The 17,722-nt window shown below is 65.5% G+C and carries 18 protein-coding genes and 4 pseudogenes; 6 read left to right on the forward strand and 16 right to left on the reverse strand.

Annotated features, from left to right (window positions below):
• Positions 1-268: 268 nt before the first annotated feature.
• Positions 269-2,379: pseudogene (locus NI18_RS05065) on the forward strand (PBP1A family penicillin-binding protein).
• On the opposite strand, the gene NI18_RS05070 reads toward NI18_RS05065, so the two are convergent.
• The 3 genes from NI18_RS05070 to NI18_RS05080 are packed head-to-tail and all read right to left on the reverse strand — an operon-like array spanning position 2,355 to position 4,064.
• Positions 2,355-3,029 (reverse strand): SprT family zinc-dependent metalloprotease, encoded by a 675-nt coding sequence (locus NI18_RS05070; RefSeq protein WP_037528568.1) that lies wholly within the window; start codon positions 3,027-3,029, stop codon positions 2,355-2,357. The pseudogene NI18_RS05065 and the gene NI18_RS05070 overlap by 25 nt on opposite strands.
• Before the next feature lie 4 nt (positions 3,030-3,033).
• Positions 3,034-3,468 (reverse strand): YcgN family cysteine cluster protein, encoded by a 435-nt coding sequence (locus NI18_RS05075; RefSeq protein WP_031395091.1) that lies wholly within the window; start codon positions 3,466-3,468, stop codon positions 3,034-3,036.
• The gene (locus tag NI18_RS05080) at positions 3,465-4,064 is read right to left on the reverse strand and encodes an SCO family protein (protein WP_037528571.1); all 600 of its coding nucleotides are present in this window, start codon (positions 4,062-4,064) and stop codon (positions 3,465-3,467) included. Before NI18_RS05080 ends, NI18_RS05075 begins: the two co-directional genes overlap by 4 nt.
• Positions 4,065-4,200: 136 nt before the next feature.
• Between NI18_RS05080 and NI18_RS05085 the strand changes: the two genes are divergently transcribed.
• Entirely contained in the window at positions 4,201-4,794 is a 594-nt protein-coding gene (locus NI18_RS05085) for an ankyrin repeat domain-containing protein (protein WP_037528573.1), read from the forward strand.
• Positions 4,795-4,854: 60 nt separating this feature from the next.
• Here NI18_RS05085 and NI18_RS05090 read toward each other — a convergent pair.
• The 11 genes and pseudogenes from NI18_RS05090 to NI18_RS05140 all read right to left on the reverse strand — a co-directional run bounded on the left by NI18_RS05090 (position 4,855) and on the right by NI18_RS05140 (position 11,934).
• A pseudogene (locus NI18_RS05090) lies at positions 4,855-5,351 on the reverse strand (MmcB family DNA repair protein).
• Between the two features lie 117 nt (positions 5,352-5,468).
• Entirely contained in the window at positions 5,469-5,855 is a 387-nt protein-coding gene (locus tag NI18_RS26515) for a cell wall hydrolase (protein ID WP_347574802.1), read from the reverse strand.
• A 427-nt stretch (positions 5,856-6,282) separates the two neighbouring features.
• Positions 6,283-6,609 (reverse strand): DUF1491 family protein, encoded by a 327-nt coding sequence (locus NI18_RS05100; protein ID WP_031440911.1) that lies wholly within the window; start codon positions 6,607-6,609, stop codon positions 6,283-6,285.
• A 10-nt stretch (positions 6,610-6,619) separates the two neighbouring features.
• Positions 6,620-7,099: a PaaI family thioesterase gene (locus NI18_RS05105; protein ID WP_031395097.1), complete on the reverse strand. Its 480-nt coding sequence runs from the start codon at positions 7,097-7,099 to the stop codon at positions 6,620-6,622.
• Entirely contained in the window at positions 7,089-7,556 is a 468-nt protein-coding gene (locus tag NI18_RS05110; RefSeq protein WP_031395098.1) for a PTS sugar transporter subunit IIA, read from the reverse strand. Before NI18_RS05110 ends, NI18_RS05105 begins: the two co-directional genes overlap by 11 nt.
• Positions 7,557-7,657: 101 nt before the next feature.
• Positions 7,658-8,253, reverse strand: a pseudogene (raiA, locus tag NI18_RS05115) (ribosome-associated translation inhibitor RaiA).
• A gap of 49 nt (positions 8,254-8,302) precedes the next feature.
• Positions 8,303-8,995 (reverse strand): DNA polymerase III subunit epsilon, encoded by a 693-nt coding sequence (gene dnaQ / locus NI18_RS05120; protein WP_031395100.1) that lies wholly within the window; start codon positions 8,993-8,995, stop codon positions 8,303-8,305.
• Between the two features lie 7 nt (positions 8,996-9,002).
• Positions 9,003-9,590 (reverse strand): dephospho-CoA kinase, encoded by a 588-nt coding sequence (gene coaE / locus NI18_RS05125; protein ID WP_031440909.1) that lies wholly within the window; start codon positions 9,588-9,590, stop codon positions 9,003-9,005.
• Positions 9,587-10,402, reverse strand: coding sequence for a shikimate dehydrogenase (locus NI18_RS05130; protein ID WP_031440908.1), 816 nt, complete (start codon positions 10,400-10,402; stop codon positions 9,587-9,589). Before NI18_RS05130 ends, coaE begins: the two co-directional genes overlap by 4 nt.
• 126 nt (positions 10,403-10,528) lie before the next feature.
• Positions 10,529-11,122: a nucleoside triphosphate pyrophosphatase gene (locus NI18_RS05135; protein ID WP_031440907.1), complete on the reverse strand. Its 594-nt coding sequence runs from the start codon at positions 11,120-11,122 to the stop codon at positions 10,529-10,531.
• Entirely contained in the window at positions 11,119-11,934 is an 816-nt protein-coding gene (locus NI18_RS05140; RefSeq protein WP_031440906.1) for a pyruvate, water dikinase regulatory protein, read from the reverse strand. The genes NI18_RS05135 and NI18_RS05140 overlap by 4 nt, the downstream gene beginning before the upstream one ends.
• Before the next feature lie 349 nt (positions 11,935-12,283).
• Here NI18_RS05140 and hemE point away from each other — a divergent pair, with 349 nt between their 5' ends.
• From hemE to NI18_RS05160, 4 genes are all read left to right on the forward strand, one after another.
• Complete coding sequence (gene hemE, locus NI18_RS05145; RefSeq protein ID WP_051916478.1) at positions 12,284-13,312, forward strand: uroporphyrinogen decarboxylase; 1,029 nt, start codon at positions 12,284-12,286, stop codon at positions 13,310-13,312.
• On the forward strand, positions 13,309-13,770 hold the full coding sequence (locus NI18_RS05150) for a CopD family protein (protein ID WP_031440904.1): 462 nt from the start codon (positions 13,309-13,311) through the stop codon (positions 13,768-13,770). Before hemE ends, NI18_RS05150 begins: the two co-directional genes overlap by 4 nt.
• A gap of 273 nt (positions 13,771-14,043) precedes the next feature.
• A complete protein-coding gene (gene rho, locus NI18_RS05155; RefSeq protein ID WP_031395107.1) occupies positions 14,044-15,300 on the forward strand; it encodes a transcription termination factor Rho in 1,257 nt (418 codons plus the stop codon).
• Positions 15,301-15,537: 237 nt separating this feature from the next.
• A complete protein-coding gene (locus tag NI18_RS05160; protein WP_037528574.1) occupies positions 15,538-16,257 on the forward strand; it encodes a TerC family protein in 720 nt (239 codons plus the stop codon).
• Between the two features lie 289 nt (positions 16,258-16,546).
• Here NI18_RS05160 and NI18_RS05165 read toward each other — a convergent pair.
• Positions 16,547-17,247, reverse strand: a pseudogene (locus NI18_RS05165) (dienelactone hydrolase family protein).
• Positions 17,244-17,717, reverse strand: a complete 474-nt coding sequence (locus tag NI18_RS05170) for a methylated-DNA--[protein]-cysteine S-methyltransferase (RefSeq protein WP_037528575.1) — start codon at positions 17,715-17,717, stop codon at positions 17,244-17,246. The pseudogene NI18_RS05165 and the gene NI18_RS05170 overlap by 4 nt, the downstream one beginning before the upstream one ends.
• Positions 17,718-17,722 lie beyond the last annotated feature (5 nt).

Here is a 17,722-nt window from a genome sequence, read left to right on the forward strand (position 1 = left end):
CGGTGCGCGGGTGGCCGAAAGCCGCGGTGCCGCCCACCTGATCCCCTTTGCGCATCCCGTACTGATCCGAATGCTCGCGCAGGCGACGCGGATCGGCGCGTGACGCGCCGTCGCGCGGCGATGAATACTGTCGACGAAACGCCGGGCGGAGTGCGCGTGCCGCGGGCGCACACGCGAACCGCTTGTCGGCGCCGCGGTTAAGGCGTATTTCGTCGACCCTTCATGCTCGCGCGCGTCCCGCTTCCCGCCCCTCTCGGCCTCGCTCCTCATGCGCCGCCGGTTTGTCCTCCTCCTGAAGGTTCTCGCCGGTATTGCCATCCTCGCGTTCGGCGCACTGGTGATCGCGATCTACATCGCCCGCGCGCAGCTGCCGAGCTTCGAAAGCCTCAAATCCTCGCCCAATGGCCAGATGATCCGGGTGCATGCCGCCGATGGCAGCGTGATCGTGTCGATGGGGCCGAGTTTCGGCGAATGGCTTTCCTATGGCCAGATCCCCGCGGTGATGCGCGACGCGACGGTCGCGGTCGAGGATCGGCGCTTTCGCTCACATCTCGGCGTCGATCCGGTCGGGATCGCACGCTCGGTCAAGGTCCGGTTCGATCGCGGGCGCTGGACGCAGGGCGGGTCGACGATCACGCAGCAGCTCGCACGCAACGTCTTCCTCAACAACCAGAAGAAGTTCGGGCGCAAGTTCCGCGAATGGATCCTGGCGTTCGCGCTCGAGCGCAAGTTCAGCAAGGACCAGATTCTCGAACTCTACCTCAACAAGGTCTATTATGGCGGCGGCGCTACGGGATCGACGCCGCGTCGCGCAAGTTCTTCGGGCACGGGGCGGACCGCCTGTCGCTGGCCGAAGCGGCGGTGATCGCAGGGCTCGTCAAGGCACCGTCCAACTATTCGCCGACCGCCGATGCCGAGGCGGCGATGGGCCGCGCGGGCGTCGTGCTGAAGACGATGGCGGAAACCGGCGTCATCAGCGCGAGCGAGGCGGCCGATGCGGATGTGCAGGGGCTCAAACTGGCACCCGAGCCGAAGCAGAACAGCGTCCGCTACTTCACCGACTGGGCCTTGCCGCAGCTCGACACGCTGATCGACGAGACCGAGGCGCCGCTCGAGGTGTGGACGACGCTCGACCTGTCGATGCAGCGCGATGCCGATGCCGCGATCCGGGCGAATGCCCCCCCGGGTGCGCAAGGTGCACTGGTATCGCTCGACCGCGATGGCGCGGTCAAGGCGATGGTCGGCGGCAAGGACTATGTGTCGTCGATCTACAACCGCGCGACGCAGGCGGTCCGCCAGCCGGGTTCGGCGTTCAAGCTGTTCGTGTATCTCGCCGCGCTCGAGGCCGGGCACAAGCCCGAGGATTCGATCGTCGACGAACCCGTGACGATCGATGGATGGAGCCCGCGCAACGATTCGCGGCGCAATTCCGGCGCCGTCAGCCTGCGTACGGCCTTTGCCTATTCGCTGAACACCGTCGCGGCCAAGCTGGGGCAGGAGGTCGGTTTCACGACGGTCGCGGACATGGCGCGGCGGTTCGGGATCACGACGACGGTCAACACGCATCCCTCGATGGTGCTGGGCACGTCGGAGGTCCGCGTGATCGACATAACGCGCGCCTTTGCCAGCGTCGCGAGCAAGGGCGTCGCGGTGACCCCCTATGGCATCACTCGCGTGACCGCGAACGGCCAGACGATCTACACGCATGAGGTCGATCGCAGCCACGTCCTCGTCGCCCCCTATGTCGCCGCCGAGATGACCGACCTGTTGCAGACCGCGGTCAACACCGGTACCGGGCGCGCCGCGCAGATCGGCCGCCCGGTGGCGGGCAAGACGGGAACGACCAGTTCGTCGAAGGATGGCTGGTTCCTCGGCTTCTCGAGCGGCATCACCACCGGCGTGTGGATGGGTCGCGACGATGCCAAGCCGATCTCCGGACTGCACGGCGGTACGGCACCGGCGCGCGCCTGGGCGGCGTTCATGAAGCCCGCCACGGCCAATCGCCCGATCGAGCAGTTCGAGACGCAGGTGACCCTGCCCGAATGGCAGCTCGAACCCGATGAGGAGAGCTATTTCGGCCAGCCGGACAACGGCCAGATGATGGTCGACGAGAATGGCAATCCGATCGAGCCTGGCGGTGTTCCGGATATGCCGAGCGATGCCCCGGCGGGTGAGCCGATACCGCGCCCCGATGCGGACCCGTCCGACCAGGCCCCGCCGGTGCCGCAGCAGCAGTTGAACCAGGACTGGATCGACAGGGTAACGGGCCGGGACGCACCACGGCGCGATCCCGCCGCGCCGCAGCCGCGCGCGCCCCAGCGGGACTGGTCACGCGAGAGTTCGCGCGACCGCTTTCAGGACGATCGACCGACCCAGTGAAGCGCCGCGCCATGCGTGCGTAGCCAGACGCGCGCAGGGGTGGGGTCCTCACCATAGAGATCGGCGACGAGCGCGTGGAAGGCGGGCGCGTGGTTCATGTGGACGCGGTGGGCGACCTCGTGCGCCACCGTTGCCCGCCGTACGAAGCCGGGGGCGAGGATCAGCCGCCAGCTGTAGCGGATCACCCCGCTCGACGCGCAGCTGCCCCAGCGGCCCCTGGCATCACCGATCGCGACCTGCGTGACGCTCACCCCCGCCTTGGCGGCATATTCGGCGGTTTCCTGGTCCAGCAGGCCCAGCGCGGTATGCTTGAGCCATGCCTCCACACGGCGGGGAATCGTCTCGACGGGACCGGACAGCGACAGGATCGCCCCCTCACGGACCACTGTGCGCCGGCTGCCGGGGGTCCAGTAGATCGTCACCGGCTCATCGGCGACCATCACGACCGCGCCGGGAACGAAAGGCTGCGGCTGCGGTAGACGCGCGCGCTGCTCGGCGATCCAGTCCGCCTTCTCCTCCGCCCAGGCCAGTGCCTGCTTCAAGGCCGCCCGCTTGGGCAGGACGAGCCGGGCGCGGCCGCTGGCGGGATCGATCGACAACCGTGCCCGGCGCGCGCGCGGATGCCGGATGATCTCGAGGCCGTCGATCACCGGGTCAGAGTTCGCGGTCGATCACGTGATATTCGAGTTCGCCGGCCTCGTCCTCGCTGATCGTCCAGCCGCGGACCGACTGTTTGGCGCGGTGGACCGCCTCGCGATCGCCGCAGACGAGATAATGCCACTCGGGAAGCTGCTCGCCCGCCGCTCGTAGGCGGTAGGCGCAGGTCGAGGGCAGCCAGTCGATATCGCGGACATTCGACGTCGTCAGCCGCACGCATTCGGCGACATAGGCGTGGCGGTGCCGATAGTCCGAACACTGGCCGCTGCGCCGGTCGAGCAGCCGGCACGACACATTGGTCGCGACGAGCTCGCCGGTATCCTCGTCCTCGAGCTTGTGGATGCAGCATTTGCCGCAACCGTCGCACAGGGCTTCCCACTGGCCGCGGTCGAGCTTCTCGATCGGCGTGTCTTCCCAGAATCTGGCGCTCATCGGGCCCAGCGCTTGATGTCGTCGGCCAAGGCCTGTGGTCCCTTATCCTGTGGCAGCAGCGCGAGAGGCTTGCCGTCCGGATCCATCAGATAGGCCTGACGCGAGTGGTTTACGAGGTAACCGCCACCGGACGCGGCATCCCCCTTGGCCGAGAAGATCGCGAATTCCTTTTTCACCGTCTCGATCGCAGCGGGACTGCCGGTGAGCCCGACGATGCGCGGATGAAAGGCGGTGACGAACTGCTTGACGACCGCAGGGGTGTCACGCGTCGGATCGACGGTCACGAAGATCGGCACGATCCGCGCCGCGAGCGCCGGGTCGCTGGCCTCGAGCAATTTCATCGCGCCGCCGATCGTCTGCATGTCGGTCGGACAGACGTCGGGACAGAAGGTGTAGCCGAAATACATGATCCGGTATTTGCCCGCGAACCGGCGGTCGCTGACCTGTTGCCCGTCCTGATCGACGAGCGTGAACGGCCCGCCGATCCGCGCGCCGGCAAGCGGCGGCGTCGCGGGCGCCGCGCTCGTATCGGGCGCAGAGGGGCTGCACGCCGCAAGCGCGAGGGCGGCGAGAAGGGCGGGGCGTCGATTGGTCATGATACAGCCAGCCTTGATCTGTTAGCCCGTGCGGCGCAAGCGTCGCACATCACCCGCGTCCCGAGGATCTATCGATGTCGTATATCCGCCAGTGCCCCGCCCTGACGACGGGCGCCAAGACCATGGGCGCCTGTTGATGGGAGCCGTGATAGCGCTTCCCGTTGCCACCGTGATCGCCCCGCGTGTCGCACACGCGCAGAACCAGTCGGAAGGCTATAAATTCCTGAACGCGGTGCGCGAGTCGAAGAACAACGAGGTCCTCGAAATGCTCGGACGTCCGGGCAGCAGCATCGTCAATGCGCGCGACGTCTCGACAGGCGAGGGCGCGCTGCACATCGTCATCAAACGCGCCGATGAGACCTATCTTCGGTTCCTGCTGCAAAAGGGCGCCGACGCCAATCTGCGCGACGGCAAGGGCAACACGCCGCTGCTGCTCGCGGTGACGCTCGGCCAGACCGACATGATCCCGATCCTGGCCGCCGCCGGCGCCAATCCGAATCTTGCCAATTCGGCAGGGGAAACGCCGTTGATCCGCGCCGTTCAGCGCCGCGACATTGCCATGATCCGCGTGCTGCTCACCGAAAACGCCGATCCGGATCAGGCGGATATCATCGCCGGCATGTCGGCGCGCGATTATGCCAAGCAGGATGGTCGCAACGTCGTGGTGACCAAGCTGCTGGCCGATGCGCCAAAGAAGACCCGCAAGGCGGTCGCGGGGCCGAAATTCTGACGATCACGTCGCCGGGCGGCTGATCCTGCCGCCAATCGGGAGGGTCAGCCGCCAGCCGGATCAGAAGGCGAGACCGGCGGCGTCGGGATCGACCTGTGCGATCAGGCGGCGTGCGGCGCGTCTGGCGAAGGCCAGCGTGCAGCGCTTGCGGACATGCGCGGGCAGGGGGGTCGTATGCGCCTCGCGGACGATCGCGGCGTCATAGCGGTCAGCGACGATGATCCCGGTACGTTCGGGCAGAAACGCCGCCCCCTGCAGCGGCCGCATGTCGAACCCGGCCGCACCGCCCAGAAATAGCGATCGCAATGCCCGAGATATTCGGGCCATTTGCCATCCCCGACCAGATCCGCGCGCGACACCTTGATCTCGACGACGACGATCTGCCCGCGGGCATCGATCGCCATCAGATCGGCGCGACGCCCCCCGTCGAGGGGAACCTCCGCCATCGCGGTCAGGTCGTGGCGCAACAACATCCGGATCACGCCGCGTGCCACGTCGGCGGCACATAGGGGCGATCCGGGTTCGTCGATGCAGGAGTCCGGGGGGTTGTCGAGCATGCGCCAGAAATAGAACAATCCGCGAACGACGCAAGCGCGTTCACGGACTGTTTATAGCGTTGGCGATGCAGGTGGGATGCTGATCATGAACCGGACCTTGTCCGGATCGGCTGTCGATCAGCGATAGAAGACGTGGTTGCCGATCGAAGCGACCTTGATAACGCGGCCTGCTGGGCGGCGATCGGCGGTGTTGAAATACAGCGCCTTCTCGGCCGGGCTGTTCCACGCATCGGCCAGTGCGACCTTCGCGACGGCGATGGCGGTGCGGTACGACGTGCCCTTGTTGATCGCGGGGATCTGGCCGCCGCGAACAAAGCTGAACTGGCCGCGCTGCTTGACGACGTCGCAGACGTCGGCGGGGGAAACGACCCGACTTGGCGCGGTTGATGATGACTTCGGCGACGGCGAGCTGGCCGGTGAGGGGCTCGCCCTTGGATTCAAAATAGATGGCGCCGGCAAGGCACTGGAGCGCTTCGTCGGCGGCGGCGCTATCCTGCGCGGCAACGGCCTGGGCGAGCGTTTCGAATTCTTCGTCTTCGATCTCGGCCGACGTCTGGACGGCGGTCGGTGCAGCGGGCTCGACGGCGGTGACGGGCGTCACGGCGGGAACGGTCTGCGGAACATTCTGAGAGGAGAGGGCGTTTATATTTGCGAGTGCGGTAAGGCTGGCGGTCGAGCGATCGACGCCGGTCGCCTGGCTGGGCGCGCTGTTGCCGAACAGGCCGGCGAGAGAGAAGGTCATGACCGCAATCGTTGCGGCCCGCTGCAAAATCGTCATTCAAACTTATTCAGATGCGGTTGGACCACGGAACCAATCGTACGAGCCGATCGTCCAGGCATCCCCCCGACTGCGTAACTGATCCGGATCGCACCCGTCCCAGCACAACGCCAATCAATGTTGAATATCCCCTCTATCGGGGGGACTTTGGAGTCAATCGGCCAGGATCGTTTCAGCGGCGAACCGTTCCGCCGCTGCGACATCCACCTCGATCACCCAGAGATCCGGGTCGCGCGACCGCCGTCGACGCCAATAGCCGTCGAGGTCTTCGGACGGAGTCGAGTCGATCAGCGCCGTTCGCCCGTCCGCGCCGATCCCGCGCTCGAGCAGGCGGGGCAGGGCGCCCCGATCGATGGCGACCACTAGGATTGCGCCGCTTTGCGCGTCCCCTTTGGCGAGCACCGCGCCAAAACCGCCCGCGTCGTTGACCCGTCGCAGCAGCGCACTGACGAGGACGCCGCTGGGAAGACGGCCGCTCATCGCAGGACGATCACGGCAGCGGGCGCGGCGAGACGCGGTATCCGGGAAGCCCGGCCAGGGCGATCCGCGAGCGCATGAATGTACCCGTACCTCGCGCCGCCTCCTCCCCCTCGGCGTCGATCAGCCGGGCATCGGCGACGAACACGCGGCGCTTCCCGCTGATCCAGCGGCCTTCGGCGATGACCGGCCCCGCCTTTAACGGGCGGGTCAGCAGCAGGTTGAACGCGGTCGTCAGGAGAAAGCGATCGGTGACGAGACTGTTGGCGGCATAGAAGGCGGCATCGTCGAGCATCTTGAAATAGCTCGTCCCGTGCGCGGCACCGCCGGCGTGATAATGACGTTCGTCGATCGTGAACCGGATCCGCGCAACGCCGGCCTCCGGTATCTCGAGCGTCGATTCGAAGAAGCGGTTGATCGGCGCACAGGCGTAGAGCGATTCCAGCGCACGAAAATGTGCCTCGGCGCCGGCGGAGGCCAGTTCAGGCGGCATCGCGGACCGCATCGGCGGTGAACAGCGCATAGAGCGCATCGGTCGAACCCGCACCGCGCAGCTTGTCCAGGAACAGCTTGTCGCGCAGCCGGCGCGATATCCGCGCCAGTGCCTTCAGATGAACCGCGCCGGCATCGGTCGGCGACAACAGCATGAAGACGAGATCGACGGGCAGATCGTCGACGGCCTGAAAATCGATCGGTTGCGCCAGTCGCGCGAACACAGCCGTAACCTGCGTCAGTCCGTCGAGTTTGGCATGGGGAATCGCGACACCACCGCCAAATCCCGTCGAACCCAGCTTTTCGCGGGCAATCAGACGGTCCGCGATAGTTTTTGCGTCGCCTTCGACAATTTCGGCAGCAAGCGTGGCGACATGGTGAAGCACGGCCTTTTTGTTTGCCGCGACCATGCCGGTCAGGACCGCGTCCGGACGCAGCATATCACTGAAGTCATTCATGCTGTTCATGTCTCAAAGCGCCCCCGCACGCCCCGCCTTAACGGTTTGCACGGGGGCGTAAAGCGCAGCGTCACAACAGCTGTTGCGGCTCGCGCGCTCTATTATGGTGCGGCGGATGCGGAGCGTTGCGGTTCGACCCAGCCGATCGTGCCGTCACCGCGGCGATAAACCATGTTATGCGCGCCAGTACCCGCATTCATGAACAATAGTGCGGCTGTATTGCGAAGATCCAGCATCATCACCGCGTCGGATACGCTGGCCTCGGGGATGTCGACGCGCGTCTCGGCAATGATCAGGGGCGCATCGGGGGCATCGTCCTCGGTGACCTGCTCCTGAAACAGCGTATAGCTTGCATTGTCATAGCCGTTGCTTTCCGCGATCGCCACGGCTTCACCGGCATGGCGATCCTTCAGGCGGCGCATATAGCGGCGAAGCTGGGTTTCGATCTTGGCCGCGGCGCTGTCGAACGCGGCACGGGCGCATAGGCATCGGCATGGCCCTTGAGCACCAGCCCCTTCATGACATGCGCGACGATATCGCATTTGAAGCCGGCATCATGCGGCCCCTTGCCGAACGTGACCTCGGCGGAAATGGCGCGCGAGAAATACTTGTCGGCGATACCCTGGAGTCGGTCTTCCACATGGCTGTTGAGCGCATCGCCAGTGGCGACCTGATGACCAGAAATCCGGATATCCATTATCGTCTCCTTCTCATCGGACGGTCCTATTGGCTCCGTCCGCCCGGCGTCATCCGGACGCCACGGCCCCCCAAATCGGATCCTTGATCCCCTTCATAAACGCGGCATGGGCCGCAAGGTCTCCCTCGCTGACCGTGAAAACACGCGGTTGCCGAACGACACGAGGCGCCGGTGCGACGACCGGAGTCGCGGCGGTGACGGTTCGCTCGCTGAGCAGGCCGAGACCGATCTGGCGACCACCCAACAGCTCGACATAGACCTGCGCCAGAAGCTGCGCGTCGAGCAGCGCGCCGTGGAGAACGCGGTGACTCCGATCGATCCCGAACCGCGAACACAGCGCATCAAGCGAATGCTTCGCGCCCGGATGACGGCTGCGGGCGATCTGCAGCGTATCGATCATCCGGTTCAGGTGAATGATCGGCCGTCCGCATTTGACGAGTTCGCCGTTGAGAAACGAGAAATCGAAGCTCGCATTATGGGCGATCATCGGCGCATCGCCGACGAAATCGAGCAGGTCCGCCACGCCGTCGCCGAACCGCGGCTTGTCGGCGAGAAACGCCTGGCTCAGCCCGTGGACGTTGAACGCCTCGACCGGCATGTCCCGTTCGGGATGGTAATAGGCGTGGAAAGTGCGCCCGGTCTCGACCCGGTTGACCATCTCGACACAGCCGATCTCGACCATGCGATCGCCACCGGAAAAGCTGAGGCCGGTGGTTTCGGTATCGAAGACGATCTCACGCATCCGGCTGTTATCGGCGCTCACGTCCCGTCACGCAAGCGATCACCGCACGAACCTGCGCGCGGGTTTCGTCGAAGCTCGTGTCGGTGCGAATGACATGATCGGCACGCGCGCGTTTCTCGGAATCGGGTGTCTGGCGGGCGAGGATCGCGGCGAAACGCTCGACGGTCATGCCGGGGCGGGCGAGCACGCGGGCCCGCTGGACCTCGGCGGCGGCGGTCACGACGACGATACAGTCGACTCGCGCGTCACCACCGGTTTCGAACAACAGCGGCACGTCGAACACGACGAGTGCGCCGGCATGAGAATCGAGAAACGCCTGACGCTCCTCACCGACCGCGGGATGCACGATCGCCTCGAGACGGCGGATCGCATCGTCGTCGCCGAACACCGCCGCCCCCAGGCGTGTACGGTCGACCGCGCCGTCCTGGACGGTGCCGGGAAACGCGGCGCCGATCGGTGCGACGAGTCGGCCGCCGACACTCTGCAGCTGGTGGACCGTCGCATCGGCGTCGAAGACGGGGACGCCTTCCTCCGCGAACATCGCGGCGACGGCGGATTTGCCCATGCCGATCGACCCGGTAAGCCCGATGATCATGCGGTGAGCAGCGCGCGCAAGGCCTCGTCGCGGTCCCGCGGGGGTTCCACGTGGAACAAAATCTCAAACGCGACCGCCGCCTGACCTATCAGCATCTCGAGCCCGTCGACGGTTTCGAGATCGCGCGCGCGGGCGGCCTTGAGCAGTCCGGTCTCGAGCGGCGCGTAGACGATGTCATACACGAGCGAGTCGGGATCGAGCGCGCCGAGATCGAGGTCGAGGGGCGGCTGGCCGGCCATGCCGAGGATGCTCGCATTGACCAGCAGCCGCGACGGCGGGACCGCCGGACCGATCGGCAGCGCCTGTCCCTTGAGCCCGAATGTCGACAGCAACGCCGCCGCCTTCAAAGGATTGCGGTTGAGGATCGTCACCGGACCGACGCCCATGCGCGACAGGGCGAAGAGGATCGCCCGCGCCGCGCCGCCTGCACCGATCACCGTGACGGGCTGGCCGGCGATATCGAGATCATCGATCGGCGCCCAGAACCCCGCGGCATCGGTATTTGTACCGATGCAGTCGCCGGCGGAGTTGCGGAAGACGGTATTGACCGCGCCGATCGACCCCCGGACGTCGCCGGGGTCGCACACGTGGTCGAGCGCCGCCAGCTTGTGCGGCATCGTGATATTGCAGCCCCGCCATGCGGGATCGCTCTTCCGCTCGGCGAAATAGGCCGGAAGCTCTTCCGCGGTGACGTGCTGGTGCCGGTACTCGGCGTCGATCCCGAGCGCGTCGAGCCAGAAGCCGTGGATCAACGGCGATTTCGATTGAGCGATCGGATCGCCGATCACTTCGGCATAGGGGCGAGGGGTCATTCAGAGCTCCATAAGATCCCGGGCTGGCTGGCCGGCGTTCGACGCCGCCCACCGCGCATCGATCGCGTGTAATCGATACCGCCGGGATTGCCAGACGAACGCCGATGCCCGTCAGCGGCCCACGCGCTAGGCGGGGAGTGCACCGCGGGTCCGGAGAAAATCGAGCACGTTAAGCAGCGGCATGCCGAGAACGGTGAACTGGCTGCCGTCGATCTTCGTGAAGAGCTGCGCGCCCGGACCCTCGATCCGGTAACAGCCGACACACCCCGCGATCGCAGGCCACTCGGCATCGAGATAGGTTTCGATAAACGCGTCGGACAGCGGCCGGACATGCATCCGCGCGCGTTCGACATGGCGCCACACCGGTCGGCCATTCTCCGCGATGACCGCCGCGCTCCACAGGTCATGATGCGTGCCCGACATCCGTCGCAGATGCGCGGCCGCGTCATCGCGATCGACCGGTTTGTCGAGGATCGTGCCATCCTCCAGCGCGACGAGCGAGTCGCTGCCAAGGACGAAATGCCCCGGCATCCGCGTCGAGACCTTCGTTGCCTTGAGCTCGGCAAGCGCGTCGGCCAGATCGCGCGGCGAGAGCGTGACCAGGGCCGCCTTCGCCGCATCCTCGTCGACACCCGCAAAGGTCGCATCGAACGCGACGCCCGCCGCGGTGAGCATCGCGCGACGCGACGCACTCTGCGACGCGAGAATCAGGAAGCTCATGCCTCGGGCCGGCGCTGGTTGCACAGCGCGATGATCGCCGCCGCGGTTTCCTCGATCGACCGCCGTGTCACGTCGATCACCGGCCAGCCATTGTCCGCGAACATCCGCCGCGCAAAGGCGAGTTCGCGCATCACGGCCTCTTCCTCGACATAGGAGGTGTCCGGTGCCTGATGCAGCGACAGCAGCCGGTTGCGGCGCACCTGGATCAGCCGGTCGGCGCTGGTCGTCAGCCCGACGATCAGCGGCTTTCGCAAGGCGTAGAGGATCTTCGGCGGCGGGCTTTCGACGACGATCGGGATGTTCGCGGTCTTGTAGCCGCGGTTGGCAAGATAGATCGAGGTCGGCGTCTTCGACGAGCGCGAGACGCCGGCGAGGACGATATCGGCCTCCTCCCATTCTTCCCACGCGATCCCGTCGTCATGTGCGATCGTCCACTGGATCGCGTCGACACGCGCGAAATAGGCGGCGTCGAGGACGTGTTGACGACCCGGCCGCGCCTTGGCCTGCTGACCCAGCAGTCCCGACAGTGCATCGTTGACCGGATCGAGCGGCGCGACCGCGGGCAGCCCGAGTGCGAGGCAGCGTTGTTCGAGGATCCGCCGCGTCGCGGGGTTCACCAGGGTGAAGATCACGAGCCCGGGATTCTGTGCGACCTCCTGAAGGATGCGCTCGAGATGCGCCTCGGTACGGACCATCGGCCAGAAATGGCGGACGGTCTCGACATCGTCATATTGCGCGAGCGCCGCCTTGGCGATGTTCTCCAGCGTCTCGCCCGTCGAGTCCGACAGCAGGTGAAGATGGAGCCGTATCATAGGTCGCGTAGCCCTGCCGCGGGGGGGCATCGGGATGAATCTGTGGATAACATGCGAATAAGGGCTAGCGTAACTCATGCCTCCCGCCAAGCGGGCCGGTTCCTGTGGATAAGTCACCTTTTATCCACAGGGCCGCGCACAGGCCGAAAAGTTATCCACAGGGTGTGGGTTGCGGGAACGGTTGAATCGAATCAGCGCGTTTGTACGGGTGTGCAGAGGTCAAGCTGTTGGCATTTCCGGGATCACCGCATAAGTCCCGTGATCAACCGCCCAACCACTGCAACAACCTCTTTCTTGAATCTTCTTATAGTAGAAGAAGGGTGCTCCGCTGACCGATCCGACCCCCAATGTGCCGACCTTCAAGCCGCTTCTGGCGACGTTGCACGGCGACCGTCAGGCGACCCCGCCGCTGTGGCTGATGCGCCAGGCCGGGCGCTATCTTCCCGAATATCGCGCGCTCAGAGCGGAAAAGGGCGGGTTCCTCGCGCTCGCGACCGATCCCGAGGCCGCCGCCGAGGTGACGCTGCAGCCGATCCGCCGGTTCGGCTTCGACGGCTCGATCCTGTTCTCGGACATCCTGATGATTCCCTGGGCGCTGGGGCAGGATCTGAGCTTCGGGGTGGGCGAGGGGCCGCGGCTCGAACCCGCGCTGGTCGATCATGCGCTCGATCGCCTGCAGTCGGTGCCGGAGCGGCTGGAGCCGGTCTACGAGACCGTCGCACGGGTCGCCGAGGCCTTGCCGCCCGAGACGACGTTCCTGGGCTTTGCGGGGTCTCCCTGGACGGTTGCGACCTATATGGTGGCAGGCAAGGGCAGCAAGGATCAGGGCGAGACGCGGCGTTTCGCCTATCGCGATCCGGCAGCCTTCGGCGCGATCATCGATGCGATCGCCGACAACACCGTCGAGTATCTCGTCCGCCAGATCGAGGCGGGGGTGGATGCGGTTCAGCTGTTCGACAGCTGGTCGGGATCGCTATCGCCCGCGCAGTTCGAACGCTGGGTGATCGCGCCAACCGCGCGGATCATCGACGAACTCCATGCGCGCTGCCCCGGCGTGCCGGTGATCGGCTTTCCGAAGGGGGCAGGGGGCAAGCTTCCCGCCTATGCGCGCGAGACGGGTGCCGATGCGATCGGGCTTGACGAGACGGTCGATCCGGTCTGGGCGCACGCGTCGCTGCCCGCCGACCTGCCGGTGCAGGGCAATCTCGATCCGCTCGCGCTGATCGCGGGCGGTGCGGACCTCGATGCGGCGATCGACCGGATTCTCGGGGCGTTCGGTGATCGTCCGCACGTCTTCAATCTGGGGCATGGTATCCTGCCCGACACGCCGATCGCGCATGTCGAGCAACTGATCGCCCGCGTCAGGAGCACGACATGAGCGGTTTTCTCGGGGCGGCCTATGACTGGGTGAAGGCCGCGCACCTGATCTTCGTGATCTTCTGGATGGCGGGGCTGTTCATGCTACCGCGCTATCTCGTCTATCATCAGGAGGCGCTGGCCGCGGGCAATGCAGCCGAGGCGGCGAGTTGGATCGAGCGCGAGGGCAAGATCCGGAAGATCATCCTGACGCCGGCGATGATCGTCGTCTGGGTGCTGGGGCTCGCGCTTGCGCTGAATCTGGGACTGGCGGATGGCGCGCCGGGGCTGGGGTGGCTGCATCTCAAGCTGCTGCTGGTGTTCCTGCTGACGGGCTATCATGGCTGGACGGTCGGCTATGCGAAGAAGCTCGCGGCGGGGAAGCCGACGTTGACGGGGAAGCAGTTGCGGATGCTCAACGAGATTCCCGCGCTGGCGGTGACGCTCATCGTCGTGCTGGTGATCGTCAAGCCGTTCTGATTCCCCACGGCATCCTGGACTTGATCCAGGATCCGGAGCGGCGGAAGACACCGTTTGTGGCTCTGGATCCTGGGTCGAGCCCAGGATGACGGTGAGGGCGGTCGCCCCGTCTCTGCTTGACTAACCGTCCCCTCAATTCTACCCCGATTACCAGCACGGCCTCCTGGCGTCCTGCCCGGTCGTGTGGTCCTGCCTGTTCGGCTCGCCCAGTTCCGCTTTCCAGCGCACCCGCAGACCGAACCTGTTCCCGTTGATCGCTATCCGGAAATCCCCATGCATCTCAAAGACCTGAAGAAGAAGAAGCCCGCCGAGCTGGTCCAGCTGGCCGAGGAACTGGGGGTCGAGAGCGCCTCGACGCTGCGCAAGCAGGACCTGTTGTTCGCGATCCTGAAGGTGCAGGCGGACAATGGCGACCAGATCATGGGGCTCGGCACGATCGAAGTGCTGCCTGACGGCTTCGGCTTCCTGCGCTCACCCGAATCCAACTATCTCGCCGGGCCCGACGACATCTACATCTCGCCCAACCAGGTGCGGAAGTTCGGCCTGCGTACCGGTGACACGGTCGAGGGCGAAATCCGCGGGCCGAAGGATGGCGAACGCTATTTCTCGCTGGTGAAGCTCACGGCTGTCAATTTCGACGATCCCGACGTCGTCCGCCATCGCGTCAATTTCGACAATCTCACGCCGCTCTACCCCGAGAGCAAGCTGACGCTCGATCCCGCCGACCCGACCGTCAAGGACAAGTCGGCGCGGGTGATCGACATCGTGTCGCCGCAGGGCAAGGGCCAGCGCACGCTGATCGTTGCCCCGCCGCGTGTCGGCAAGACGGTCATGTTGCAGAACATGGCCAAGGCGATCACCGACAATCACCCCGAGGTGTTCCTGATCGTCCTGCTGATCGACGAGCGCCCCGAGGAAGTCACCGACATGCAGCGCAGCGTGAAGGGCGAGGTCGTCAGCTCGACGTTCGACGAACCCGCGCAGCGCCACGTGCAGGTCGCGGAGATGGTCATCGAAAAGGCCAAGCGCCTGGTCGAGCACAAGAAGGACGTGGTGATCCTGCTCGACTCGATCACGCGTTTGGGTCGTGCCTACAACACCGTCGTGCCGTCGTCGGGCAAGGTCCTGACCGGTGGTGTCGATGCGAACGCGCTGCAGCGTCCGAAGCGCTTCTTCGGTGCCGCGCGCAACATCGAGGAGGGCGGCTCGCTCTCGATCATCGCGACCGCGCTGATCGACACGGGCAGCCGCATGGACGAGGTGATCTTCGAGGAGTTCAAGGGCACCGGCAACTCGGAAATCGTGCTCGATCGCAAGGTCGCGGACAAGCGCATCTTCCCGGCGCTCGACGTCGGCAAGTCGGGTACCCGCAAGGAAGAGCTGCTGGTCGACAAGGCCAAGCTCTCCAAGATGTGGGTCCTGCGTCGCATCCTCATGCAGATGGGCACGATCGACGCGATGGAGTTCCTGCTCGACAAGATGAAGGATTCGAAGACCAACGAGAATTTCTTCGACAGCATGAATCAATAACCGAGGGCGGCCTGCGACAAGCTGGCGCAGGACTCGCTCCGGTTCGGCCGGCGGGGCAGCGCCCCGACCGACGACATGGGCTTCGCCCATGTCCGGCCAAGAAGACCGACCCAAAATGCGGCACGCGAGAGCAATGGCTTTCGTGTGCCGCTTTGCTATGAAACCCATTGAAATCCGCCATCTCCGCACGTCGGTGGTGGCCCGTCACCGGGAGCTGACATCTTGAGTATCATCGCCATGCTGGCCACCGCCGCATCGGGAGTAACCGGACCCGGTTCACCGCTGGAAATCTGGCAGCACATCGTCGCCGACTTCTCCAATCTCGGCGACCCGAAGGCGCTGGCCGCGTTCGGATCGGTCCTGATGATCGACCTCGTCCTCGCGGGTGACAATGCGATCGTCGTCGGCGCGCTCGCCGCGGGGCTTCCTGCTGACCAGCGGAAGAAGGTCATCCTGATCGGCATCGGCGCCGCGCTCGTTCTGCGCATCTTCTTCGCCCTGATCGTGACGTGGCTGATGGGGATCGTCGGGCTGATCTTTGCGGGCGGCCTGCTGCTGCTGTGGGTCAGCTGGAAGTTCTGGCGTGAAATCCGCGAGGGTGCGGAAAACGCCGGCTCCGAGGAAATCGAGGGTGACGAACGCTCGGGGATCAAGTCGTCCAAGGGCTTTGCCAGCGCCGCCTGGGCGGTCGCGGTCGCCGACGTGTCGATGAGCCTCGACAATGTGCTCGCGGTCGCGGGCGCAGCGCGCGAGCATCCGGGGATCCTCGTGATCGGCCTGTTGCTGTCGGTCGCGATGATGGGCCTGGCAGCGAACTTCATCGCGCGGATCATCAACCGCTATCGCTGGATCGCCTATATCGGCCTGGCGGTGATCCTCGTGGTTGCGGTGAAGATGATCTACGAGGGCTGGACCGGTACCGGCGAAACGCTCGGGATCGTCTCGCTGCTCGGCTGATCGGGGCAGCGTCCGGATAAGAAAAGGGCCTCGCCGGGATCGTCCGGCGAGGCCTTTTTTTTTTGGCGAGGGGGGCGCGTTCGGAGGGATCAGCGGCGGATGATCTTGCCGTTGAACATCCCGGGAATGTCGACCTCGGCACCCTTGGCAAGATAGATCTTCCCGGTCACCATTCCTTAGACGCGCAGCCGGCAATTCAGACCCACGCGGACCTTTCCAGTGACCATCCCGCTAATGTCGGTATCCTCGATGATGTCGAGCGGGCCGGTCATCATGCCCGAAATCGTCTTCACCCCAGATGCTCGGCAAAAAATGCCGCGGTGCGTTCGTCCGCCAGCTTGGCCGACGCATCCGACCGGCGCTCGCCGAACTCGGTCGCGAAGCGTGATCCTCGCCCGCATAATCGTAGATCGTGACCTTGGGATGATCGTCGAGCCCGGCGTGCATCGCCGCCTGCGCGTCCTTGTCGACGAAATGATCCTCCTCGGGAACGTGGAGCAGCACGGGGTTTGCGATCGCGTGCTTCTCGCCGAGCAGGCCATCGATCCCGACACCGTAATAGCCGACGCTCGCATCGATGTCGGTGCGCGCGGCGGTCATGAAGGCGAGGCGGCCACCGAGGCAATAGCCGACCGCGCCGACCTTTGCGCCGTCACCGAGTTCGCTGCGCGCGGCGCGGATCGTTGCCTCGATATCGGCGATACCCTTGTCCTGGTCGAACTGGCCCATGAGTTCGAGTGCACGCTCGAATTCGGGCTTCACGTCCGGGTCGAGCTCAATCCCCGGCTCCAGCCGCCAGAACAGGTCCGGGGCGATTGCGAGATAGCCGGCCTCGGCGAGCGTGTCGCACTTGCGGCGGATGCCGGCATTCACCCCGAAGATTTCCTGAATCACGACGATTGCGGCCTTGGGCGTGCCGGCGGGGACCGCGCGATAGGCGGTGAAGCTGCCGTCGCCCGCGAGCGTCGGTATGGTGGTGGTGTTGGTCATAGCAATCCTCCTTGCGGCCGTTCGAGATCGAGCAGCCGGGATTTTGTGATCGGGCCTTGGCCTGCGGAATACGCACCAAGCCCGCCCCCGGCTCCGAGAATTCGGTGGCAGGGGACGACGATCGGAAACGGATTGCGCGCACAGGCTTGGCCGATCGCACGCGGGCTCGACCCGATCGCCTGCGCGAGATCGCCATAGCTGGCGGTCCGGCCATAAGGGACCGCAACGATCGCCTGGCGCAGCGCGTCGCCGCGGCGCGTCAGCGATGGCGCGAGCGGAAGGTCGAAGACGGTGAGACGGCGGGCAAAATACGCGTCGAACTGGCGAAGCGCTTCGCGGATCACCGGGTTCATGGTCGCCTCGACGATGCCGTCCCGGTCGATCGCGATCGCGTCGATCCGGTCGGTGCTGCCGGTCACGCGGATCAGCCCGATAGGCGTTGCGATCGAGGCGGCATCCCGCGCATACATTGCCA

It is taken from the genome of Sphingomonas sp. Ant20 (assembly GCF_000783375.1).
Classification (GTDB): Bacteria; Pseudomonadota; Alphaproteobacteria; order Sphingomonadales; family Sphingomonadaceae; genus Sphingomonas; species Sphingomonas aerolata.